At 45.2% G+C, this 22,215-nt stretch carries 33 protein-coding genes; 28 read left to right on the forward strand and 5 right to left on the reverse strand.

Going from position 1 to position 22,215, the window contains the following annotated elements; all coding sequences use genetic code 11:
* Position 1: 1 nt before the first annotated feature.
* From rpsQ to PEPTYR26121_RS07015, 21 genes are all read left to right on the forward strand, one after another.
* On the forward strand, positions 2–256 hold the full coding sequence (rpsQ, locus tag PEPTYR26121_RS06915; protein WP_068368913.1) for a 30S ribosomal protein S17: 255 nt from the start codon (positions 2–4) through the stop codon (positions 254–256).
* A 13-nt stretch (positions 257–269) separates the two neighbouring features.
* A complete protein-coding gene (gene rplN / locus PEPTYR26121_RS06920) occupies positions 270–638 on the forward strand; it encodes a 50S ribosomal protein L14 (protein ID WP_180500522.1) in 369 nt (122 codons plus the stop codon).
* A 14-nt stretch (positions 639–652) separates the two neighbouring features.
* A complete protein-coding gene (gene rplX / locus PEPTYR26121_RS06925) occupies positions 653–967 on the forward strand; it encodes a 50S ribosomal protein L24 (RefSeq protein ID WP_180500524.1) in 315 nt (104 codons plus the stop codon).
* Between the two features lie 11 nt (positions 968–978).
* The gene (gene rplE, locus PEPTYR26121_RS06930) at positions 979–1,530 is read left to right on the forward strand and encodes a 50S ribosomal protein L5 (protein ID WP_180500526.1); all 552 of its coding nucleotides are present in this window, start codon (positions 979–981) and stop codon (positions 1,528–1,530) included.
* 3 nt (positions 1,531–1,533) lie between these two features.
* On the forward strand, positions 1,534–1,719 hold the full coding sequence (locus PEPTYR26121_RS06935) for a type Z 30S ribosomal protein S14 (RefSeq protein WP_068368903.1): 186 nt from the start codon (positions 1,534–1,536) through the stop codon (positions 1,717–1,719).
* Positions 1,720–1,744: 25 nt separating this feature from the next.
* Entirely contained in the window at positions 1,745–2,140 is a 396-nt protein-coding gene (gene rpsH, locus PEPTYR26121_RS06940; RefSeq protein ID WP_180500528.1) for a 30S ribosomal protein S8, read from the forward strand.
* A gap of 15 nt (positions 2,141–2,155) precedes the next feature.
* Positions 2,156–2,692, forward strand: a complete 537-nt coding sequence (gene rplF / locus PEPTYR26121_RS06945) for a 50S ribosomal protein L6 (RefSeq protein ID WP_180500530.1) — start codon at positions 2,156–2,158, stop codon at positions 2,690–2,692.
* 17 nt (positions 2,693–2,709) lie between these two features.
* Positions 2,710–3,072: a 50S ribosomal protein L18 gene (rplR, locus tag PEPTYR26121_RS06950; RefSeq protein ID WP_180500532.1), complete on the forward strand. Its 363-nt coding sequence runs from the start codon at positions 2,710–2,712 to the stop codon at positions 3,070–3,072.
* A gap of 11 nt (positions 3,073–3,083) precedes the next feature.
* Positions 3,084–3,596 carry a 30S ribosomal protein S5 gene (rpsE, locus tag PEPTYR26121_RS06955; protein WP_180500533.1) on the forward strand — a complete coding sequence of 171 codons (513 nt, stop codon included), beginning with the start codon at positions 3,084–3,086 and terminating at the stop codon, positions 3,594–3,596.
* A 10-nt stretch (positions 3,597–3,606) separates the two neighbouring features.
* Positions 3,607–3,783, forward strand: a complete 177-nt coding sequence (rpmD, locus tag PEPTYR26121_RS06960) for a 50S ribosomal protein L30 (protein WP_180500535.1) — start codon at positions 3,607–3,609, stop codon at positions 3,781–3,783.
* Positions 3,784–3,796: 13 nt separating this feature from the next.
* Positions 3,797–4,246 (forward strand): 50S ribosomal protein L15, encoded by a 450-nt coding sequence (gene rplO, locus PEPTYR26121_RS06965; RefSeq protein WP_180500537.1) that lies wholly within the window; start codon positions 3,797–3,799, stop codon positions 4,244–4,246.
* On the forward strand, positions 4,247–5,527 hold the full coding sequence (gene secY, locus PEPTYR26121_RS06970; RefSeq protein ID WP_180500538.1) for a preprotein translocase subunit SecY: 1,281 nt from the start codon (positions 4,247–4,249) through the stop codon (positions 5,525–5,527).
* Between the two features lie 10 nt (positions 5,528–5,537).
* Positions 5,538–6,188 carry an adenylate kinase gene (locus PEPTYR26121_RS06975; protein WP_180500540.1) on the forward strand — a complete coding sequence of 217 codons (651 nt, stop codon included), beginning with the start codon at positions 5,538–5,540 and terminating at the stop codon, positions 6,186–6,188.
* 3 nt (positions 6,189–6,191) lie between these two features.
* Positions 6,192–6,458, forward strand: a complete 267-nt coding sequence (locus tag PEPTYR26121_RS06980) for a KOW domain-containing RNA-binding protein (RefSeq protein ID WP_068368876.1) — start codon at positions 6,192–6,194, stop codon at positions 6,456–6,458.
* Between the two features lie 13 nt (positions 6,459–6,471).
* Positions 6,472–6,690 carry a translation initiation factor IF-1 gene (infA, locus tag PEPTYR26121_RS06985; RefSeq protein WP_068368873.1) on the forward strand — a complete coding sequence of 73 codons (219 nt, stop codon included), beginning with the start codon at positions 6,472–6,474 and terminating at the stop codon, positions 6,688–6,690.
* Between the two features lie 16 nt (positions 6,691–6,706).
* Positions 6,707–6,820 (forward strand): 50S ribosomal protein L36, encoded by a 114-nt coding sequence (rpmJ, locus tag PEPTYR26121_RS06990; protein WP_008859825.1) that lies wholly within the window; start codon positions 6,707–6,709, stop codon positions 6,818–6,820.
* A 12-nt stretch (positions 6,821–6,832) separates the two neighbouring features.
* Complete coding sequence (gene rpsM, locus PEPTYR26121_RS06995) at positions 6,833–7,195, forward strand: 30S ribosomal protein S13 (protein WP_180500542.1); 363 nt, start codon at positions 6,833–6,835, stop codon at positions 7,193–7,195.
* A 9-nt stretch (positions 7,196–7,204) separates the two neighbouring features.
* The gene (gene rpsK, locus PEPTYR26121_RS07000; protein WP_180500544.1) at positions 7,205–7,600 is read left to right on the forward strand and encodes a 30S ribosomal protein S11; all 396 of its coding nucleotides are present in this window, start codon (positions 7,205–7,207) and stop codon (positions 7,598–7,600) included.
* Between the two features lie 64 nt (positions 7,601–7,664).
* The gene (locus tag PEPTYR26121_RS07005) at positions 7,665–8,612 is read left to right on the forward strand and encodes a DNA-directed RNA polymerase subunit alpha (protein WP_180500546.1); all 948 of its coding nucleotides are present in this window, start codon (positions 7,665–7,667) and stop codon (positions 8,610–8,612) included.
* A gap of 14 nt (positions 8,613–8,626) precedes the next feature.
* Positions 8,627–8,968, forward strand: a complete 342-nt coding sequence (gene rplQ / locus PEPTYR26121_RS07010) for a 50S ribosomal protein L17 (protein ID WP_180500548.1) — start codon at positions 8,627–8,629, stop codon at positions 8,966–8,968.
* 173 nt (positions 8,969–9,141) lie between these two features.
* Positions 9,142–10,149, forward strand: coding sequence for a potassium channel family protein (locus PEPTYR26121_RS07015; RefSeq protein WP_180500550.1), 1,008 nt, complete (start codon positions 9,142–9,144; stop codon positions 10,147–10,149).
* Positions 10,150–10,356: 207 nt separating this feature from the next.
* On the opposite strand, the gene nifJ is transcribed toward PEPTYR26121_RS07015, so the two are convergent.
* Positions 10,357–13,878 carry a pyruvate:ferredoxin (flavodoxin) oxidoreductase gene (gene nifJ, locus PEPTYR26121_RS07020; RefSeq protein WP_180500552.1) on the reverse strand — a complete coding sequence of 1,174 codons (3,522 nt, stop codon included), beginning with the start codon at positions 13,876–13,878 and terminating at the stop codon, positions 10,357–10,359.
* A gap of 356 nt (positions 13,879–14,234) precedes the next feature.
* On the opposite strand from nifJ, the gene PEPTYR26121_RS07025 reads away from it, so the two are divergent.
* From PEPTYR26121_RS07025 to PEPTYR26121_RS07035, 3 genes are read left to right on the forward strand one after another with little or no spacing between them, the layout of a single operon-like run.
* Complete coding sequence (locus PEPTYR26121_RS07025) at positions 14,235–14,372, forward strand: CD1871A family CXXC motif-containing protein (RefSeq protein ID WP_180500554.1); 138 nt, start codon at positions 14,235–14,237, stop codon at positions 14,370–14,372.
* 1 nt (position 14,373) lies between these two features.
* Positions 14,374–15,261 carry a 4Fe-4S binding protein gene (locus PEPTYR26121_RS07030; RefSeq protein ID WP_180500556.1) on the forward strand — a complete coding sequence of 296 codons (888 nt, stop codon included), beginning with the start codon at positions 14,374–14,376 and terminating at the stop codon, positions 15,259–15,261.
* 1 nt (position 15,262) lies between these two features.
* Positions 15,263–15,865, forward strand: a complete 603-nt coding sequence (locus PEPTYR26121_RS07035; RefSeq protein ID WP_180500558.1) for a TlpA family protein disulfide reductase — start codon at positions 15,263–15,265, stop codon at positions 15,863–15,865.
* A 96-nt stretch (positions 15,866–15,961) separates the two neighbouring features.
* On the opposite strand, the gene PEPTYR26121_RS09290 is transcribed toward PEPTYR26121_RS07035, so the two are convergent.
* The 4 genes from PEPTYR26121_RS09290 to PEPTYR26121_RS07055 form a co-directional block, all read right to left on the reverse strand.
* The gene (locus tag PEPTYR26121_RS09290; protein ID WP_180500601.1) at positions 15,962–16,048 is read right to left on the reverse strand and encodes an IS3 family transposase; all 87 of its coding nucleotides are present in this window, start codon (positions 16,046–16,048) and stop codon (positions 15,962–15,964) included.
* A gap of 176 nt (positions 16,049–16,224) precedes the next feature.
* Positions 16,225–18,072, reverse strand: a complete 1,848-nt coding sequence (locus PEPTYR26121_RS07045) for a heavy metal translocating P-type ATPase (RefSeq protein ID WP_180500559.1) — start codon at positions 18,070–18,072, stop codon at positions 16,225–16,227.
* 3 nt (positions 18,073–18,075) lie between these two features.
* Positions 18,076–18,300, reverse strand: coding sequence for a cation transporter (locus PEPTYR26121_RS07050; RefSeq protein WP_180500561.1), 225 nt, complete (start codon positions 18,298–18,300; stop codon positions 18,076–18,078).
* Between the two features lie 9 nt (positions 18,301–18,309).
* A complete protein-coding gene (locus PEPTYR26121_RS07055; protein ID WP_180500563.1) occupies positions 18,310–18,603 on the reverse strand; it encodes an ArsR/SmtB family transcription factor in 294 nt (97 codons plus the stop codon).
* A gap of 136 nt (positions 18,604–18,739) precedes the next feature.
* Between PEPTYR26121_RS07055 and PEPTYR26121_RS07060 the strand changes: the two genes are divergently transcribed.
* The 4 genes from PEPTYR26121_RS07060 (at position 18,740) to PEPTYR26121_RS07075 (ending at position 22,214) form a co-directional block, all read left to right on the forward strand.
* A complete protein-coding gene (locus tag PEPTYR26121_RS07060; RefSeq protein ID WP_180500565.1) occupies positions 18,740–19,090 on the forward strand; it encodes an ATP-binding cassette domain-containing protein in 351 nt (116 codons plus the stop codon).
* Between the two features lie 501 nt (positions 19,091–19,591).
* The gene (locus tag PEPTYR26121_RS07065; protein ID WP_180500566.1) at positions 19,592–20,758 is read left to right on the forward strand and encodes a CD0519/CD1768 family membrane protein; all 1,167 of its coding nucleotides are present in this window, start codon (positions 19,592–19,594) and stop codon (positions 20,756–20,758) included.
* Positions 20,759–20,848: 90 nt separating this feature from the next.
* Entirely contained in the window at positions 20,849–21,205 is a 357-nt protein-coding gene (locus tag PEPTYR26121_RS07070) for a hypothetical protein (RefSeq protein WP_180500568.1), read from the forward strand.
* A 130-nt stretch (positions 21,206–21,335) separates the two neighbouring features.
* Entirely contained in the window at positions 21,336–22,214 is an 879-nt protein-coding gene (locus PEPTYR26121_RS07075) for a radical SAM protein (protein ID WP_180500570.1), read from the forward strand.
* Position 22,215: the final 1 nt, after the last annotated feature.

Raw genomic sequence — 22,215 nt, forward strand, 5'->3', positions numbered from 1 at the left:
TATGGAAAGAAATCAACGTAAAGTGATCTCCGGTAAGGTCGTAAGCGATGCCATGGACAAAACGATTGTCGTAGCCGTAGAGACCTTCAAGACTCACCCTATCTATAAAAAGAGATTTAAAAACACCACTAAATATAAGGTGCACGACGAGAACAATGAAGCGGGTATCGGCGATACCGTTCGCGCAATGGAAACCCGCCCCCTTTCCAAGGACAAGAGATTCCGCCTCGTCAAAATCGTAGAAAAAGCGAAGTAAGGAGGTTCTCGGAATGATTCAACAAGAAAGTAGATTAAAAGTTGCCGATAACTCCGGCGCAAGAGAACTTGGCGTTATTAAAGTTCTCGGCGGAACCAATCGTCGCTATGCCAATATCGGCGACATCGTCGTTTGCTCTGTCAAACATGCAACACCCGGTGGCGTTGTTAAAAAAGGCGCCGTGGTAAAAGCGGTTATCGTTCGCTCCAAAAAAGGCATTCGTCGTCCCGACGGAACTTACATTAAGTTCGACGATAACGCAGCCGTTGTTATCAAAGAAGACAAGAATCCCCAAGGCACCCGTATTTTCGGGCCCGTAACCAGAGAGCTCAGAGGCGATAACTTCATGAGAATTATCTCCCTCGCTCCGGAAGTTCTTTAAGGAGGTGGCATAGAATGCGCATCAAAAAAGGAGATACCGTCGAAGTCATTTCCGGCAAGGACAAAGGTAAAAAGGGCAAGGTTGTTCGCACCCTACCGAAGCAAGATCGCGTAGTAGTTGAAGGTGTGAACATCGTGACCAAACACGAAAAACCGAGAGGACCGCAAAATCCGGGAGGCATCACCAAAACGGAAGCCCCGATTCACGTATCCAATGTCATGTACTATGACACCAAGACCAACAAGAGAAGCCGCATCGGTTATACTTTTGAAAATGGCAAAAAGGTACGTGTCATCAAGTCCAGCGGTGCTACCATTTCTGATAAATAAGGAGGCCTGTGATGACATCGAGATTACATGAAAAAATCACGAACGAAGTCGCACCTGCTTTAATGGACGAGTTTAAGTATGAGAATGTCATGCAAATTCCCCGTCTTGAAAAAGTAGTGATCAATATAGGGCTTGGAGAAGCAAAGGACAATCCGAAAGCGCTTGAAAGTGCTATTAACGATTTAACCTTGATCTCCGGTCAAAAACCCATCGTAACGAAGGCTCGCAAATCCATCGCGAACTTTAAATTACGTGAAGGTTCCAATATCGGTTGTAAAGTTACGCTTCGCGGCAGAAGAATGTACGAATTCTTAGACAAACTAATGAACGTAGCACTTCCCCGTGTACGTGACTTCCGCGGCGTAAAGAGCACAGCTTTTGACGGCAGAGGCAACTACGCACTCGGTCTTAAGGAACAACTGATTTTCCCTGAAATCGAATATGACAAGATCGACACGTTACGCGGCATGGACATTACCATCGTAACGACTGCCGAAACTGATGAAGAGGCAAAGTCTTTCCTCGCGAAGATGGGCATGCCTTTTGCAAAGAAGGAGGGTTAAACTGTGGCAAAGAAATCCATGGTCGCAAAACAAAAACGTAAAAACAAATACAGCTCCAGAAACTACACCAGATGTAGTATTTGCGGACGCCCTCACGCAGTGCTTCAAAAGTACGGCATTTGCAGAATTTGTTTCCGTAAACTAGCTTACGCAGGCCAAATCCCCGGCGTAAGAAAGGCAAGCTGGTAAGGCTAACCGAAAGGAGGAATTGACTATGATGACAGACCCTATTGCAGATATGCTGAGCAGAATCCGCAACGGCAACGATGCAAGACACAAATCTGTTGAGATTCCCGCTTCCAAGATTAAGGCGGAAATCGCCCGTATCCTTCTCGAGGAAGGCTATATTAAGAGCTACGATGTGCTTGAAGAAGGACCTCAAGGCAAAATTAATGTAGAACTTAAATACGGCAGCAATGATGAAAAAGTAATCAGCGGTATTAAACGTATTTCCAAACCCGGCCTTCGCGTTTACGCAAAGAGCACGGAGATTCCCAGAGTTTTAGGTGGCCTGGGTGTGGCTGTAATTTCGACTTCCAAGGGAATTATGACAGACCGCGAAGCACGTAAAGAGCAAATCGGCGGAGAAGTACTCTGCTACGTTTGGTAAGGAAGGAGCGTTAAGATGTCCAGAATCGGAAAAAATCCAATCGATATCCCTTCCGGCGTAGAAGTTAAACTTAACGGCAATGTCGTAGAAGTAAAAGGACCGAAGGGCAGTCTTCAAACTGAATTCGATCCCGCTATCGACATCGCCATTGAAGATAATCAAGTCATCGTGACACGCCCCAATGATAACAAAGACATTCGCGCGCTTCACGGTCTCTATCGTACCTTGATCGCCAACAATATCGAAGGCGTGGTCAACGGTTACGAAAAGAAACTTGAAATCATCGGAACGGGTTACCGTGCACAAAAACAAGCTAAGAAATTAAATCTCAACCTTGGTCACTCTCACCCCATCGAACTAGAAGATCCCGAAGGAATCGAAGTCGAAGTTCCGAGCAATACAGAAATCACGGTTAGAGGTATCGACAAACAAAAAGTCGGCGCCTACGCTGCCAAGATCCGCAGCTTCCGTTCCCCCGAACCCTACAAAGGCAAGGGTATTCGCTACGTCGGCGAACATGTTCGTAGAAAAGTCGGTAAGACCGGTAAGTAAGAAAGGAGTGGAGTGTTTTGTTTAAGAAAATTGATCGCCAAGGCAATCGTAAAGCGAGACAAACTCGCGTCAGACAGAAGATTAACGGAACCGAATCCAAGCCTCGTCTTGCCATCTACCGTAGTGCGCACCACATTTATGCGCAACTTATCGACGATGTTAATGGTAAGACATTAGCTAGTGCATCCACCTTAGATAAATCCTTAGGTTTAGAGAGCACTAAAAACGTAGAAGCGGCCAAAGCTGTCGGCAAAGCTATCGGCGAAAAAGCTAAGGCTAACGGCATTGAAGACGTCGTCTTTGACCGCGCAGGCTATGTATACCACGGCCGTGTAGCAGCACTTGCTGAAGCGGCTCGCGAAGCGGGACTGAAGTTCTAAGGAGGGAAAGTTTGAACCGTAACAAGAACAATACCAGAGATAGAGACACGGAACTCGAAGAAAGAGTAGTAGCTATCAACCGTGTTGCCAAGACCGTTAAGGGCGGTCGTAATATGCGTTTCTCTGCCCTCGTCGTCGTAGGCGATAGAAACGGCAGAGTCGGTGTCGGCACCGGTAAAGCCCTCGAAGTTCCCGAAGCCATTCGCAAGGGTATTCAAGCGGCTAAGAAAAACATGGTCGACATCAACCTTGTAGGAAATACCATTCCGCACCAAACCGTCGGCGTTTTCGGCGCCGGCCGCGTATTCTTAAAACCGGCTCGTCCCGGTACCGGTGTAATCGCCGGCGGTAGCGTACGTGCCGTGTGCGAACTTGCAGGTATTAAAGATATTTACACTCACAGCATCGGTTCTCCCAACCCGAGAAACACCGTTAACGCCACCATGGAAGGTTTAACGGGTCTCAAAACGGCTGAGAGCGTTGCAAAACTACGCGGTAAAAGCGTAGAAGAGATTTTAGGATAGGGGGATTGAAATGAGTACAATTAAAATTAAGCTCAAGAAAAGCCCCATCGGGAAGATTGAAAAGCACAAACGTACGATTAAGGCCCTGGGTTTTAAAAAGATCGGTCAAGTCGTTGAAAAAGAGGATACTCCTCAAATTCGCGGCATGATCCACGCTGTAAACTACATGGTCGAAATCGTCGACTAAGGAGGTGGACGTAATGAAATTGCATGATTTAAGACCTAATGAAGGTGGAGGAGTCAAGGCAAAGAAACGTCTCGGCCGCGGTATTGCATCCGGCACCGGTAAAACATCCGGTCGCGGTCATAAAGGCCAAAAAGCCCGCAGCGGCGGCGGTGTTCGTCCCGGCTTTGAAGGTGGACAAATGCCTCTTTTCCGTCGTCTTCCGAAACGTGGCTTCACCAATGTTTTCAAAAAGCAATACGCTATTGTAAATGTTGAAGCACTTAACCAATTTGACAATGGATCCGATATTACCTTAGATACCCTCGTAGATCGCGGTATCGTGAAGCGCGCTGACGCCGTCGACGGCTTGCGTGTGCTCGGCAACGGTGAAATCAATGTCTCCGTTAACGTAAAAGCTGAACACTTCACGAAATCGGCAGCTGAGAAAATCGAAGCGGCAGGGGGAAAGGTTGAGGTGATCTAGATGATCCAAACCTTTAGAGATGCTTGGAAGATCCCGGAAATTCGTAAAAAGCTTCTCTTCACCTTGATGATGTTGGTTGTTTTCCGTTTCGGTAGCCACATTCCGGTACCTTTTATGGACCGCGCGGCTATCGCACAAATCTTCAGCCAACAAGAAGGTGGTATACTTTCCTTTCTGGATTTAATGAGCGGTGGTAACTTTGGACACTTCTCCATTTTTGCGACCAGCATTTATCCCTATATTACGGCGTCCATCGTCCTTCAATTATTGACGATAGCCATTCCAAGCTTAGAAGCACTCAGTAAAGAAGGGGAAACGGGACGTAAAAAAATTGCGAAGTATACAAGGTATCTAGCAGTTGTTCTCGCGGCGGTACAAGCCATCGGTTATACCTATGGTTTCTATCGTAGAGCCGTGAACACAAGCAACCTGTTCCAAGATTTCGTAATCATTCTCTCGGTCGTAGCGGGAAGTAGTTTCCTCATCTGGATCGGCGAGATTATTACGGAAAAGGGAATAGGCAACGGGATCTCTCTACTCATCTTTGCAGGGATCGTAGCCAGATTCCCCGCTGATATTTGGGCATCGATTCGCCTGGCCAGCATCGGCAGAGTATCGTGGGCATGGGTAGCCGTGTTCGCCATCCTCGCCATCGGCATTGTCGTTTTAGTCGTCGCTCTTAACGAAGGGCAACGAAAGATTCCCGTTCAATACGCTAAGCGCGTAGTGGGACGTAAAATGTATGGCGGTCAAAGCACCCATATTCCGATTAAAGTATTAATGAGCGGCGTTATGCCCATCATTTTCGCTCAAACCATAATGAGTATTCCTTCCATTATCGTCATGTTCCAAGGCCCGAACTCTGAAGCGGCCAAATTCATGACCAAATGGTTTACGCCGGCAGGTGATATTGGGATTTTCATCTACAGTATCTTTATGATCATCTTGATTGTCTTCTTCACCTTCTTCTACACGGCGATTCAATTCAACACCGTGGAATACTCCAAAAACTTACAACAAAACGGTGGATTTATCCCCGGTATTCGCCCGGGTAAAAAGACTTCCGATTACCTCCAAAGCGTGGTCAATCGCCTCGTCTTCCCCGGCGCCATGGCATTAGCCTTTCTTTCCGTCCTACCGACGATCTTGGAAAAGATCACCAATCTGAACTTCAGTTTCGGCGGTACGAGCTTAATCATCGTCGTAGGGGTTATTATGGAAACGGCCAGAGTACTGGAACAACAATTAATGATGCGACACTATAAGGGATTCCTAAAATAAGGAGGATCATATGAGACTAGTCATTTTAGGCCCGCCGGGAGCCGGTAAGGGTACGCAAGCAGCATCTATCGTAGACACATTCGACGTCGTTCACATTTCCACGGGAGATATCTTCCGCGAAAACATTAAAAACGACACACCGCTGGGCAAAAAAGCCAAGAGCTACATGGATCGCGGCGAACTCGTCCCCGATGAACTGGTAAACGACCTCGTCGTCGATCGCCTTAAAAAGCCCGACGTCGAAAACGGATTTTTACTGGACGGTTTCCCGAGAACGGTCAATCAAGCGGTCGCATTGGATGCGGCATTGGAGCAAATGGGCACCAAGCTTGATCGCGTCATTAACATCGTCGTGGCAAGCGACCTTCTAATCGACCGTGCGGTCGGCAGACGGGTTTGCCCGACCTGTGGAAGAACGTACCACATTAAGAATCAAAAGCCCGCTGTCGAAGGCAAATGTGACGACGACGGTGCGACCTTGATTCAACGTGACGATGATACCGAAGAAACGGTGAAGAAGCGCATCGATGTATACGAAAGGCAAACTTCCCCGTTAATCGACTATTATAAAGCGCAAGGACTACTGCTTGATATCGACGGTTCCAAAGACATTGACGTCGTATTTGAAGAGATTCGCGCAGGCCTCGGCAAAGAGGCTTAATCAATGATCGGGACCTCTGATATTAGAGTCGGTCAGGTAGTAAAATCCAAGGCGGGCAGAGATAAAGAAGGATTCTTTGTAGTCTTGGAAGTCATCGACGACAGATATCTTCTGTTGGCGGACGGCAAGAGAAGAACGCTCGATCATCCCAAGCGGAAGAAGGCTATGCATTTGCAGAAAACTCATTCTCTTGTGGATCTAAAACCCGAGGATAGACCGTTAAACGATAGTTATATTCGTAAACAACTGTCTCGCTTCCAAGAGGCATAAAGGAGGATCTTTCATGGCAAAAGAAGATGTCATTGAAGTGGAAGGCGTCGTAACCGACGCTCTACCCAATACAAACTTTAAAGTCAAGCTGGAAAACGGACATGAAATACTGGCCCATATCTCCGGGAAATTGCGTATGCACTATATCCGTATACTGCCCGGCGATCGCGTAACAGTAGAACTCAGTCCTTACGACTTGACCCGCGGACGTATTACCTGGAGAAAGAAATAGTTTAGGAGGGGACGAAATGAAAGTAAGACCTTCAGTTAAGAAGATGTGCGATAAATGCAAAATCATTAAACGTAAAGGACGCGTTATGGTGATTTGCGAAAATCCGAAGCATAAACAAAGACAAGGATAAGGGGGTGTTGGCATGGCAAGAATTGCTGGTATAGACTTACCGAGAGAAAAACGAGCTGAAATCGGGCTCACTTATATTTACGGAATCGGACGTTCCCGCGCCCAAGAAATCCTAACCAAAGCCGGTGTCGACTTTAACACATATATTAAAGATCTCACCGAAGCTGAAGTAGGCGCCATTCGTAAAGTAATCGACGATTACAATGTAGAAGGTGATTTACGTCGTGAAGTCGCTTTAAACATTAAGCGTTTACGCGAAATCAACTGCTACCGTGGCATCCGTCATAAGAGAGGCCTACCCGTTCGCGGTCAAAAGACAAAGACCAACGCCAGAACGCGTAAAGGTCCTAAGAAAATAGTTTCCAAGAAGAAGTAGGAGGGCTAAATGGCTAAACAAACTAGAGCTACGCGCTCCAAAAAGAGAGTGCGCAAGAATATCGAAAAAGGACAAGCGCATATCGCTTCTTCCTTTAACAACACCATGGTGACCCTGACCGATCCGAACGGCAACGTGATCTCCTGGTCCAGTGCCGGACAATTAGGTTTCAAGGGCTCCAGAAAATCGACACCCTTTGCGGCTCAAGAAGCGGCTCAAGAAGCAGCTACTAAAGCAAAAGAACACGGCTTAAAAAGTGTCGAAGTATTTGTAAAGGGACCGGGCAGCGGACGTGAAGCTGCTATTCGTTCCTTACAAGCATCCGGCTTGGAAGTTACCATGATCAAAGACGTAACTCCCATTCCTCACAACGGTTGCCGTCCACCGAAACGTCGTAGAGTCTAATTCTTGAACAGATTACCTGTTCACTTGAACGTCTCCACCGATCATCAATAGGAGGGCGCATAACATGATTGAAATTGAAAAGCCTAGTATCGTAGTTGAACAAGTATCTGACGACGGCAATAAGGGAAGATTTGTTGTAGAACCCCTGGAAAACGGATACGGGATCACATTGGGCAACTCGCTCAGACGCGTGCTGCTCTCCTCGCTTCCCGGTTGCGCCGTTTCTTTCGTCAACATTCGCGGCGTAGAACACGAATTCAGCGTGATCGACGGCATCTTGGAAGATGTTCCCGAAATCATTTTGAACATTAAAGGCATCGTGTTTACCAGTGATCAAGATGAGCCTGTACGTCTAAGTGTCGAGAAAAAAGGCGCAGGAGAACTTACGGCAGGGGATATCGAAGTTCCCGCCGGAGTGACCATCGTCAATCCCGATCATCACCTCGCTACCCTTAATGAGGACGCCGACTTCTACATGGAGCTTGTCATCGAACGAGGCAGAGGATACGAACCGAGTGAACTTAAAAAAGACGAGATCACAGAAATCGGTGTTATTCCCGTAGACAGTAACTACACCCCGATTCGCTCCGTGAACTGGAATGTAGAAAACACGCGCGTCGGCTTAAGAAGCGACTACGACCGCTTGATCTTAGATGTCGAAACCGACGGATCCATGTCCGCCGACGAGGCCACATCCCTTGCGGCGAAAGTGCTTATGGAGCACCTGGACTTATTCGTATCCATGACCGCCGAGGTCAACGATATGGACATTATGGTTGAAAAACCGGAAGGCAAAAAAGAAAAAGTCCTGGAAATGACCGTCGAAGAATTAGATCTATCCGTAAGAAGCTTCAACTGCTTAAAACGGGCAGGTATTAATACCGTTGACGAACTTACGGAAAAAACAGAAGACGAAATGATGAAAGTGAGAAACCTCGGGAAGAAGAGTCTTGAAGAAGTGCAAGAAAAACTTGCCGAACTCGGCCTTTCTCTCAAGGAAAACGAAGAATAAAGGAGGAAACCATTGTGGCACAGCTCAGAAAATTAGGTCGTACCACGCCGCATAGACGGGCAATGTTAAGAAACTTAACAACCGATCTATTACGCGAAGGCCGTATTGAAACCACAGTGACCCGTGCAAAAGAAACCAAACGCATGGCTGAAAAAATGATCACCCTCGGCAAACGAGGCGATCTTCACGCAAGACGTCAAGCGTTGGCATACATCTTCGATGAAACCGTCGTAACGAAACTCTTCGAAGAAATTGCACCGAACTACGCCGAACGTCAAGGCGGCTATACGCGCATCCTCAAAGTAGGTCCGCGTAGAGGCGATGGCGCTGAAATGGCGATTATCGAATTAGTATAAAAGCCGGGGATACTCCGGCTACATAAAAAGCATCTCCTGATTCGGAGATGCTTTTTTGATACTCCAACTGAATAGCGTCCCTTCCCGAGCAATTATAGAAAAAGAGATACTAAATACTTATTCACCTTTTTATAAGAAAATATATTATAATCGAAGCCATAAGGAGAGAGAGTATGGAAGAAAAAAGAAAACTTAAACTGGTTCTGTACGCCTTTGCATTTCTGCTGATTTTCGGCATGATCGGTTACAAATTCTTATTGCAGGTCGATTGGGTAGATGCCTTTTATATGACCGTCATAACTATTTCTACGGTCGGCTTCGGTGAAATAGGCACGACCAGTAATGCGTCCGAAATATTTTCGGTACTTATGATTTTTCTGGGAGTGGGCATCGTCGGCTACGCCTTTACTACGGTGGTGGCTATGTTTGTGGAAGGTAAGATAAGAGATTATTGGAAGGGAAGCAAAATGGATAAAAAAATTTCCGCCCTGAGCGATCACTACATCATCTGCGGCTCCGGAGAGACGGCGGAGGTCATAATCGACAAATTTATAGACCAAAGGTTAGATTTCGTCGTCATTACCGATAATCGGGAAGATCTGGACGATTACAGCCATCACGATATTTTAGTGGTAGAGGGCCATTCCACGGAAGAAAGCGTCTTACAACACGCAGGCGTCGAAAAAGCCAAGGGACTTATTGCCACTCTGGACGTGGAAGTAGACAATATCGTTACCGTTCTTACGGCGCGAAACCTAAATGATACGATCTATATTATTGCCAATGCCGTTACCAAATCCGGAAGCGATAAGCTGTTGAAAGTGGGCGCCGATAAAACATTATCTGCCGTAGAGATCAGCGGCAAACGCATGGCATCCCTTATGACCAAACCGAATATTATGTCGTTTCTCGACGTGGTGACGCGAGTCGGTGATGTGGAATTGGATTTGGAAGAAGTCTATGTCAAGAAAGACTCCTATTTGGAAAACAAAAACCTTATCGAAGCGGAGATTCCGAGAAAAACAGGCCTCATTGTTTTGGCGATCAAGAAAATCGACGACGGAACTATGCTTTTCAACCCGCCTATCGACTACACATTTAAAATCGGTGATGTTCTGATCGTTCTCGGAAGAGAAGAACAGGTAGATAAACTGCGGCATTTAGGCGATGAAACGAAATAAATTTCCATAAATCATAAAGATCCGGAGAGAGTAAAGATCTCACCGGATTTTTTGTGCAGAACTTTATGGTGAACAGTAGAGGACTATTCCATTGAATAAACCGATCATCCGGTGAAAAGAAGTTTATAATCCTCGTTCCTTATCGCTATTTTCAGCAAATAAAAAGGAGCCCGAAAGGATCGGGCTCCTAATAGTATGGGACAGATTTTATTTATCTTCTGCCAATGCTTTGTAGCGTTCGTAAGTTTGTTTTGCATCTTCTTCCGATGCGTCGAGAAGTTCTTCGCCTTCTTCGGGGGAGCGACGGAGCAAGGATGCGTAACGGTTTTCGCTCATAATGAATTCGCGATAGGATTTGGTCGGTTCCTTGGAATCCAAGATGAACGGGTTTTTACCTTCTTTAATAAGATCGGGATTGTAGTGGTAAAGTTGCCAGTAGTTACTTTCGACAGCTTCTTTTTGTTGTTGAGTAGCATACATCATACCCTTGTTGAGACCGTGGTTGATACAGGGCGAGTATGCGACGATGAGAGAAGGTCCGTCGTAAGCTTCGGCTTCTTTAATAACCTTGATCAGGTGGTTCATATTGGCGCCGAGAGCGACTTTTGCGACATAAATATCGCGGTAGCTCATAGCTAAGAGACCGAGATCTTTTTTAGCGGTCTTCTTACCAGCTGCAGCAAATTGTACCACCGATCCTTTAGGCGTAGCCTTGGAGGATTGACCGCCGGTGTTGGCGTAGAGTTCGTTGTCTACGACGAGGACGTTGACGTCGGCACCTGTTGCCAAGACGTGGTCGAGACCGCCGTAGCCGATATCGTATGCCCAGCCGTCGCCACCGTACATCCAGAAGGATTTCTTAGTGAGTTGCGCTTTGTGGTCGAGGACATATTTCTTAGCTTCTAAAGCTTCGCCGTCGAGATCCAAGCGTTCAAGAGCGGCGATAACGGCATCGCTGCGTTCGCGCGTACCTTCACCTTCGTTGAAGTTGTCGAGCCATTCTTTGAATGCCTTCTTAGCGTCGGCATCGTCGATGGCCTTGTCGACTTTTTCAAGTTCCATGGTGATCTTTTCACGTTGTTGGCCGTTAGCCAGGTACATACCTAAGCAGAATTCCGCATTGTTTTCAAACAATAAGTTGGACCATGCGGGACCGAAACCTTGGTGGTTGGTGGTATAAGGTGCGATGGGGAATGCGCAGCCCCAAGCTTGGGAACAACCCGTCGCATTGGCGATGTACATTCTGTCGCCGAAGAGTTGGGTGAGAAGTTTAGCATAGGGGGATTCGGAACAGCCGGCACAAGCTCCGGAGAACTCGAGTAGAGGTTGTTCGAATTGGCTGCCCTTGATGGTAAACTTGTTCATCGGGTTTTCTTTATGAGACAAGCTCATAGCGTAATCCCAGTTCTTTTGTTCGGGAAGTTGAGTATCGAGATCTTCGAAGACCAATGCCTTTTCCTTGGCCGGGCAGGTTTGGATACAGTTACCGCAACCTGTACAGTCGAGGGGATCCACTTGGATGGCAAATTCATATTCCTTAAAGCCCTTGGCGGGAATGGAACGGAAATCTTCCGGTTTGTTCTTCACTTCTTCTTCATTCAGCAAGAAGGGGCGAATAACGGCGTGGGGGCAGACGAAGGAACATTGGTTACATTGGATACAGTTATCCGGTTGCCAACGGGGAACGTGAACGGCGATGCCGCGTTTTTCGTATTTGGATGTTCCCAAGGGGATGTAGCCGGATTCGTAGCCTTTAAAAGCGGATACGGGCAAGTCGTCGCCGTGAAGTTCCGTAATGGGAAGCATCATATTGCGAACGTATTCGTCTAAAGTTTGATCCACTTCAGGTTCTACGACGGTAAGGTCTTTCCACTCGGCCGGTACGTCGAATTTGTGGAGGTTTTCGTAACCAACTTCGATGGCCTTGTAGTTCATATTGACGATCTTTTCGCCCTTATGTTCGTAAGATTTCTTAGCGAATTCTTTCATTAAGCGTTCCGCTTCATCCATGGGAATGATTTCTGCAAGTTTAAAGAAGGCGGATTGTAAAATCGTATTGGTACGACGTCCTAAGCCGATTTCTTCAGCCAAGTGAACGGCGTCGATGGTATAGAATTGAATGTCGTTTTCGGCAATGTATTTCTTAACCTTGTTGGGAAGGCGTTCTTCGAGTTCGGCATCGTCCCAAGTGGTGTTGAGTAAGAAGACGCCGCCCGGACGAATTTCGTTGACGATATCGTAGCGGGTAATGTAGCTTTGGTTGTGGCAGGCGATAAAGTCCCCGTGGGTAACGGCGTTGGAGTTGCGAATGGGCTCGTGGCCGAAACGAAGATTGGATTTGGTAATACCGCCGGTTTTCTTGGCGTCGTATTCGAAGTATGCTTGAACATACATATCCGTATTGTCGCCGATGATTTTAATGGAGTTTTTGTTGGCACCGACCGTACCGTCGCCGCCGAGACCCCAGAATTTACATTGGATGATCTTCGGATTTTCGATTTGGAAGCTGTGATCAACAGGAAGGGAACGATAGGTAACATCGTCTACGATACCGACCGTAAAGTCGTCTTTCGATTCGGCTTGTTTTAAGTTGTCGAAAACAGCTTTAATTTGAGCGTGGTCTACGTCTTTCGAGGAAAGGCCGTAGCGTCCGCCGAAGATTTCCGGTCTGTCTTTAAGATTGTTGAGAGCACCTGAAACGTCGAGGTAGAGGGGTTCTCTTCCGCCGGGTTCTTTTGTACGGTCGATAACGGCGATACGTTTCACAGACTTCGGCAATTCATTTAAGAAATGTTTTTTAGAGAAGGGACGGTAGAGGTGAACTTGGAGATAACCGGTTTTTTCGCCGGCAGCGTTTAATTTATCTACCGTATCTTGAACGAGACCGCTGACGGAGCCCATGCCGACGATGACATATTCCGCGTCGTCTGCGCCGTAGTAGTTAAACAACTTGTAGTTCGTGCCCTTTAAGTCGTTGACCTTGTCCATATATTTTTCTACGATTTCGGGAATGCGATCGTAGAATACATTGACGGATTCTCTCGATTGGAAATAGGTGTCCGGATTTTGAACGATCCCTCTTTGCTTCGGACGTTCCGGGTTCATCGAGTTTTGTTTGAAATGCTCGAGAGCATCCCAGTTAAGCATGTCGCGAAGATCTTCATAATCCATGACTTCGACTTTTTGAATTTCGTGGGAAGTTCTGAAGCCGTCGAAGAAGTGCATAAAGGGAACGCTGGCTTCAATGGCACATAAGTGAGCCACTGCGGAAAGGTTCATACAATCTTGCACATTGGCAGAGGAGAGCATGGCCCAGCCGGTTTGGCGACAAGCCATAACGTCGGAGTGGTCGCCGTAAATAGAAAGTACGTGGGAACCTAATGTACGGGCGGCGACGTGCATAACGCCCGGATATAGAGAACCGGCGGTACGGAACATACTGGGAATCATAAGGGCGAGACCTTGTGATGCAGTGTAGGTCGTGGTGAGGGCGCCCGCTTCCAGGGAGCCGTGAAGTGCTGCGGATGCACCGGATTCGGCTTGCATTTCGACCAAGCGAACTTCTTGATCAAATAAGTTTTTCTTGCCATCGGCGGACCAGGAGTCTACCAATGCCGCCATAGGAGATGACGGGGTAATGGGATAAATCGTGGCTACTTCAGTAAAAGCGTAAGAGACATAAGCTGCCGCTTCGTTACCGTCCATAGACTTATAGACTTTTTCTCTCATGAACACACTCCTTACATTCAAATAAGTACAATTACTGCTTGCTTTGAGATGAGCGAAGGACAAAAGTGAGAAAACGTTATCACCTCTTTGTTCATCGCTCTTGAATTTATTATATACACAATACAAAGAAAATGGTAGGTTAATCTATAAAATGACAGGCGGTTTATTATTTTGATCGCCGGTCCTTTTCTAAAGAGAAATTATTTCACTTCGGGACTTTTCGCCGACAGAAGCATTTATGGATCTTATATACTAATTTTTCACAAACCGTTAATATAATTTTCATAGAGACAACAGGAAATACACAACAAGGTATTTTATACTGTTTTCAGTTGAACGGACAAAAGGAGGAGATCATGAATCGACAGTTATCGCGTTACGCATTGCTGATAATGGGCATTGCCTTTATAGCCTTCGGAGCGGTGCGGGGAGAAGTGGACACGGTATTCGCCAAGGCCGTGCGCATCTGCTTGGAATGTATCGGGATCGGTTAAGATGAAGTTATCGAAAAAAATATTCAGAAGACGAAATCTATTACAGGGATTGGCGACCCTGGCCACCAATCCCCACGTGGGAAATTTTGCAAGCGGAAAGCTTTACACCGGCTCCCTCAAGCGAGGTTGCGTGCCCGGGCTTAACTGCTATTCCTGTCCGGCGGCTACAGGTGCCTGTCCCGTAGGAGCTTTTCAAGCGGTGGTCGGTTCGTCGTCCTTTAAATTTTCCTACTATATAACGGGCATCTTGATTTTAATCGGCGTCATGCTCGGGAGGTTCGTCTGCGGCTTTTTATGCCCCTTCGGATGGTTTCAGGATTTACTCCATAAGCTGCCCACGCCGAAATTTTCGACAAAGAAACTTAAAGCCCTTACGTACTTAAAATACATCATTATGATCGTCGTCGTGTGGTTGCTCGGCGTTTTCATCGTGGACGAAACGGGAATGAGCATGCCTTATTTCTGCAAGTACATCTGTCCTCAGGGAATTTTGGAAGGCGCCCTTCCCATCTCTCTCGTTCGCCCGTCTATGCGCACGGCCTTCGGATCCCTCTTTAATTTAAAACTCGCCACTCTGATCGTCGTAACGATCCTTTCAATTATTATGTATCGCCCATTCTGTAAGTGGATCTGTCCTTTGGGAGCATTTTATTCTCTATTTAATAAGCTGTCCTTTATGCAGCTTAATGTAAGTAATGCTTGCATCGGTTGCGGGAAGTGTGAGAAAATTTGCCCTATGGACGTATCCATTTACAAAGGGGAGCGCGAGCGAGAATGTATTCGCTGCGGCGATTGTATAGAAGCCTGTCCGGTGGATGCTATTTCTTCCACATGGTCCTGCTTTAAAGAAGATAAAAACAACTCATTAGAATGCAGAGAAGGAGAATAACATGAAATTTAACTTAAAGAAACTCACCGTCGCACTTTTAGCCCTGGCCCTTGCCGTGCCCGTTACGGCCTGCAGCAACAAGGCGGAAAATACGGGAAACAGTGGAAATGTAGCCGCCGAACAGGGCGCAGCACAACAAGGGGAAATGCCCGCTACATTCCCCGAATTCACCGGCGCCGATTTAGACGGCAACAAACTGGATCAATCCGTATTTAAAGAACACGCCGCCACGGTAGTAAACTTTTGGTTTACTGACTGCGGAGCCTGCGTTCAGGAAATGCCCACCCTTCAAAAATTAGCCGACGGCTGGAAAGATCAGGACGTGGCCCTTAAAGGTCTCTTAGTAGAACGGGATAAAAACGATAAGGCGAAGGACATTCTTAAGACGAAGGGCGTCAATTATCAAAACATCGTTCCCGACGAAGGCGATGCCATCGACGGAATGATCGTCAATATTTTCGCCTTCCCCACCACCATCGTCGTCGATCGAAACGGCAATATTGTAGGGGACCCCATTCAAGGAAGCCTGGATACCCAAGACAAAATAAAAGCACTTCAAGATCGCATCGACGAAGTAGTAGCGAAGGATAAAGAAAATAAATAAAAAACGGCCCTAAGGGGCTCTTAGAGTGACCCCATAAAGTTGGACTTAATCGAGTAAGCATTTGCTTACTCGATTTTGTTTTACATAACTTATTTTCTATGCGGATTGCATGCGTTCACGGTATTGTTTCGGACTTAGACCTCCTAACTTTTCTTTGATTCGATCGTTGCTGTAGTAGCGAATAAAGCATTAGATGGCCCGGACGAGTTCTCTCCGGCTTCGGTAGAGGATGACAGCTGAGAGAGTGCTTAGTAGAATCCTTCAGCCGGACCTAAAATACCCTACTTCAAGAATGAAATATATCAATATATTCTTAGCAATCAAAAAAGAGGATAGTATGAAAACTTCCTCTTTCTCTTTTATATATCTTTTTTCAAAATCCTCATTGCCCATAGGACTGCTATTATTGTAACTCCAACATCTCCAAATATTGCTAGCCACATATTTGCATAGCCTAGTAGTCCTGATATGAGGATTCCTATTTTGACTGCCATTATGAAAGTCACGTTTTGCCTTACTGTCCTATTGGTAAGGTCTGAGATTTTCATTAGCTTGCTCATCTCTCTAAATTCTCCGTTAACTACGAGTATATCGGATGATTCTATAGCAAGGTCAGATGCTGTTTCTCCCATTGATATACCAACATCTGCATTGGTAAGGACTGGGGCGTCGTTGATACCATCTCCTACAAAGACTGTAGGAAGTCCTTTATCTTGGTAGCCTTTCATAATTTCTAGCTTCTGGTCTGGCATGACTTCTGCGTAGTAGTCATCTAGGCCAAGTTCTTTGGCTGTTTCTTCAACTGCATTTTTGCCATCGCCTGATACTACAGCTATATTTTCAAAATAGTTGTGAAGATCTTCTATAGTTTCAAATGATTGGTCTTTGATTTCATCTTCGATTATTACTTTTGCAGCAAGTTTGTCATCTATAGATACATAGATTGCCCTGTCATTTTCCTCTCCATCATAGCCAATAAATCTAGCAGAACCTATCTTGATTAGGTCGCCATCCTTGCTAGTAGCTCTTACACCAAGGCCCTTTTCATTGGTCACTTCTTCAAACAAATCATGTTTTTCATCACGGTCTAGACTTTCTACTATCCCTTTTGCTATAGGATGGGTACTCATGAGCTCGATATTGTATATATAATCGAGGATTTTTTCCCTATCATGGTCAGTAAAATATTCTATATCTTTTACTTTGAAATTCCCTGTAGTGAGGGTTCCGGTTTTGTCGGATAATAGGACTTTGGCATTATTTAGTCCTTCAAAATACTGGCTTCCTTTTATAAGGATTCCATTTTCACTAGCTAGGCCAAGGCCTGACATAAAGCTTAGTGGGACTGATAATACTAGGCCACATGGGCATGATATTACTAAAAATGTAGCTGCTAAAAATACATATTCATACCAATCTCCTCCAAAAAATAGGGGAGGGATGATAGCTACTATAAGCGCAATAGCTACAACAATTGGGGTATAGACTCTGGCAAATTTTGTTACCATTTTTTCACTTTGAGATTTACTTTCTGCGGAATCTTCTATAATCTCCATAATCTTTGCTGCAACAGAATCATCAAATTCTTTTTGGGCGCGTATTTTGATAATACCCTCAGTAAGAAGGGATGAAGATATAATCTCAGACCCTACTTCGGCTTCTACTGGCATGGATTCTCCAGTGACAGAGGATGTATCAAGGAGGCCGTGACCTTCTATAACGACACCATCCACACCAATTTTCTCACCATCACGAACCAGGAGGATATCTCCTACTTCTACATCATCTAGGTCGATTTCTGTAGTAGAACCATCTGGGTTTACCTTATTGGCCACATCAGGCACTAAGTCTAGAAGTCCTTCTATGTTTTGGCGGGACTTATGGCTTGCTATATTTTCAAATAAATCACCAAAATTATAAAAAAGTATTACAGCAATTGCTTCTATATATTGGCCTAGGGTGAAGGCTGCAATTGATGCTATAGACAAAAGGAAGTTCTCATCCATGGCCTGGCCACGGATGATTCCCTTAAACCCTTTTATCAAAACATTCCATGCGGATAGCAAGTAGGCTAATAAAAAACCACCCACAATCCATATATTTTCACCTATAGTATTCCTTAATACTGCTAATATAGCAGTAAAAATACCTATAGCTATAAGTTTACTAAGCTCCTTTTTATGAGAATCTGTCATAGACTCAAACATATCCTACCTCACTAAGACAGTCCCTGGCTCAAGTTTATCAGCAAGTCTATTAGCCTCATCAAAGATAGCATCTTCATTAGCACCATCAGCTAATTCCATCTTTAGCTTCAAAGTTAGGAATGATAGGTTGGCATCATTTACTCCATCAATTTTCTTAACAGCCTCTTCAATCTTTGCTGCACAATTTGGACATAGGTCATCACTTACTACTTTATATTTAACTTTCATTATATTCTCCTATTCTTTAATATGTTCTAATCCTATCATAAAAATCGTCTTGACGTGGTCATCGGCAAGTTCGTAGTATATTGACTTGCCACTTCTCTTGGAACTGGCCAAATTGTTATCCTTCAAGCTCCTTAGCTGGTGGCTTATAGCCGACTGGCTCATATCCAAGACTTCTGCAATTTCGCCTACAGAAGTGGGTCCACTAAAAAGCACATTCATGATTCTAAGCCTAGTCGAATCACCAAAAACCTTAAAAAGGTCAGCTAAGTCAAATAAAATTTCCTCATCTTTGATAGCTATCATTATCACCTCTATTCACATGAATGAGCGTTCATGTATATTGTAGCAGATATCGAAATTTTGTCAAGGCGTATATTTGTTATGATAAATTTACATTTATATTTTGTTTAACGGGCAAACTATTCTATAGGAGGCTGGTATGGTAGAAGAACTTTTTACAGTTAAAAATTTAAAATCGTGGCATGAGCCAGAAAAAAACATCTTAGATGGGTGCGGTTTTAGTCTCAATCAAAATGAAGTTGTGGCACTTGTAGGCAGTAATGGCTCTGGGAAAACAACCCTTATCAAAACTATTATGGACATACATTCTAATTACAAGGTGGATGAAATTAGTTTTATGGGCAAAAATTCTGATTTCAAAGACCCATACTTTAAAGAAAATAGGCTGGCAGCTTTTTCAGATTATAAAGCCTTTAGGTATTGGAGTTTTTGGGAATATGCAGAATTTTGTACAAAATATATGGCAGAGAAATCGATGAAACTTACATAGAATCCTTGATGCAGGGTTTTAATTTTAACAAATATGAAAACTACATACTAAAAGATCTATCTATGGGAAATGCCAAAAATTTTACATTATAGCTGCTCTTGGCCTTAAATTACCTTTTTTAGTCTTAGATAAGCCTGTAGATGGCCTAGACTTTGAATCTACTGTGTTTTTGTACCAAGAATTAAAAAATATAAAACATAGGCCGTTTTTTTATTTGAGAAAACTCAGCTAGATTCAATATAATGAAACAACCTATGGGTCTGTATTGAATGATTCTATGGGAGTTTTTTTAACTATATAAGAAACGTCTGATTATAGAGGTTTAGTTTTTTTAATATTCAAATAATCGATAGAAGACAGATGAGAATTGACTAAATGATGACAATCGATTATAATATATTTAAAGATTGATCGTCGTCTATTTTTAGACAGACAAATCACAGTACATATTATTGTACAAATTAAATTAGAAGCACTACGGTATAGTGCACGGAGGTTATTATGGATGGCACGAACGGCAAGAAAAAAGTAAAAGCCATAGGGCTGGAAACTTTTGTATTCCTCGTCGTATTCATCGGTGGATTCGCCTTGATCGGTCGTAAAATGGGCGTCGGCATGATGTTCAAAACGATGATGGCCACGGCACACGATCTACTACTTTCAACTGTATTCTTAATTATGGCTATGGCGGTACTGGCCGGCGCCATAAGCGGCGTTTTATCGGAGTTCGGAGCAATTGCTCTTATTAACAAGATCTTTGCCCCCCTCATGAAACCGATTTGGGGTCTGCCCGGCGCAAGTATTACGGGGGCAGTAGCAACTTTCTTATCGGACAATCCGGCGATCATATCTTTTGCTAAGGATAAGACATTTACTCAATACTTTAAGAAATATCAGGTACCGGCACTCTGTAACCTGGGTACATCCTTCGGGATGGGGCTAATAGTTACTACCTTTATGATTGCCCAAGGAACAGAATTTATTGCCCCCGCCATTATAGGAAATGTGGGCGCTATTCTCGGTTCCATCGTCAGTGTGCGTTTAATGATGGCACAGACGAAAAAATATTACGGCGATCAAGCCGAAGAACCTTATGACGACGATATGGATATAGATGATCTGGAAGCGAAGGGCGAATTCCGCTACATTCGCGAAGGAAATCTCTTCCAAAGAACATTGGACGCTCTCCTCGAAGGGGGCAAGACCGGTGTTGAAATGGGTCTTTCCATTATCCCCGGCGTCCTTATCGTATGTACTTTCGTTATGATGATTACATTCGGCCCGGGAGAAAGCGGAGAATACACAGGCGCTGCCTATGAAGGCGTTAAATTCCTTCCCTTCGTAGGACAAAAGCTGCAATTTATCTTCGAACCCCTATTCGGTTTCCAATCTCCCGAAGCTATCGCATTTCCCATTACGGCATTAGGCGCCGTAGGTGCGGCCATTTCCCTCGTACCGAACTTTATCGAAACCGGCGTCGCATTTCCCAACGACATCGCCGTCTTTACGGCCATGGGTATGTGCTGGTCCGGCTACCTTAGTACCCACATCGGCATGATGGACGCATTGGATTCCCGCCCATTGGCAGGAAAAGCCATTTTATCCCATACCATCGGCGGTCTCGTGGCAGGTATATCGGCCCACTTGATCTTTATGTTAATAGGATAAGAAAAGCGCAGCGCAAGCTGCGTTTTTTATTGCCTACAGATGAAAGTATGATAAACTTTCAGTAAACATATTTTATTCTTAGGAGGCCCCGTGAAATCATTACATCTTTTAAAACTACGTTCCTATCTCCTCGTCGCCTTATTGGCCCTAACCCTTCGGCAAATTCTGGGCCTTATGGGCATGGTTGGTCAGGTGACCGATCCCCAGCAAATTGCAGGCTGCGTCGTCGCCGTCATAGGCTTTTTGCTCTATCGCTATGAAATCACAAAAGGCTACACCCACAAAACGCCCGGGCCCGGAGGACTCGGCGGACCCGTCCTAAACGGCGCGAGCATCGTCGGATTGTCCTTAATTTTCTTCGGCGTCAGCTTTTTAAAGGGCATTGCCGTCATCCTCATCTTTGCCCTGGTGCTCTATCTCTTACACCTGTTGATTCGAGAAAGATAATAAAACCTAAAATGAAGGCTCCCTTGGCGGAGCCTTTTTGCGGTATAAAGGCGGTTAAGATAGCAAGGGAAGTAGGGTCATGGTATAGTTAAGATAAGAACCGAAATTATGAAAATAGAAAGGATGCACTATGCACTACACAGGACAAACATTTCGCCCCCCTCGAGAGGCTTATTCACCCCTGCTCGAGGTAACGGTGGGCTGCTCACATAATAAATGCACTTACTGCTCGATGTACAAAGATGTATCGTTTCGCCCGGCGCCGAAAGAACAGATCTTGGCAGATCTTCAGGAACTCTCCCAGTTCAGTGATCGAATCGATCGAATCTTCCTCTTAAACGGCGACCCTTTCATTTTAGATACGAAATACCTTCTGACCCTCGCCGATTGGATTCACGATTACCTGCCCCATGTGGAAACCATTACCTGCTACGCATCCATCTTCGACATTAAAAACAAAACCGTCGACGATTTGAAGCGCCTAAGAAAAGCGGGCTATGATCAACTCTATATCGGCATCGAAACCGCCCACGATCCCACCCTGAAGCGTATTAAAAAAGGTTGCACGCAAGAAGATGAGTATCGCGAGCTTGCCAAGCTGGAAGAGGCGAATATTGACTGGATTTGCATGGTAATGACAGGTATTGCCGGAAAAGAAGACAGTTTCATTCACGCCGAGGAGACGGCGGCCCTTTTAAACAAACATCAGCCCCGTAGCGTGGCGCCCCTAACCACGTCGGTCCATCCGGGAACGGAGCTGGAGCTGGAGATGATGCGAGGCGAATACATTCCCTTGACGGAAGGGGACATCCTCCTCGAGGAGATTCACCTTTTAGAACATTTGGAATTAAACGACAGAGCCCTTTTCTTCGGCGGTCACGCTTACAATATGGCGCCGATTATCGGCCGTTTCTCCGAAAAAGAAGAAATGCTCGAAAAGCTCCGCGCCACTTACGACAATATGAGCGAAGCTCAACTAAACGCGCGCTTAAGACGCACCGGGTATTAAA

It is taken from the genome of Aedoeadaptatus nemausensis, from assembly GCF_903819165.1.
Taxonomy (GTDB): domain Bacteria; phylum Bacillota; class Clostridia; order Tissierellales; family Peptoniphilaceae; genus Aedoeadaptatus; species Aedoeadaptatus nemausensis.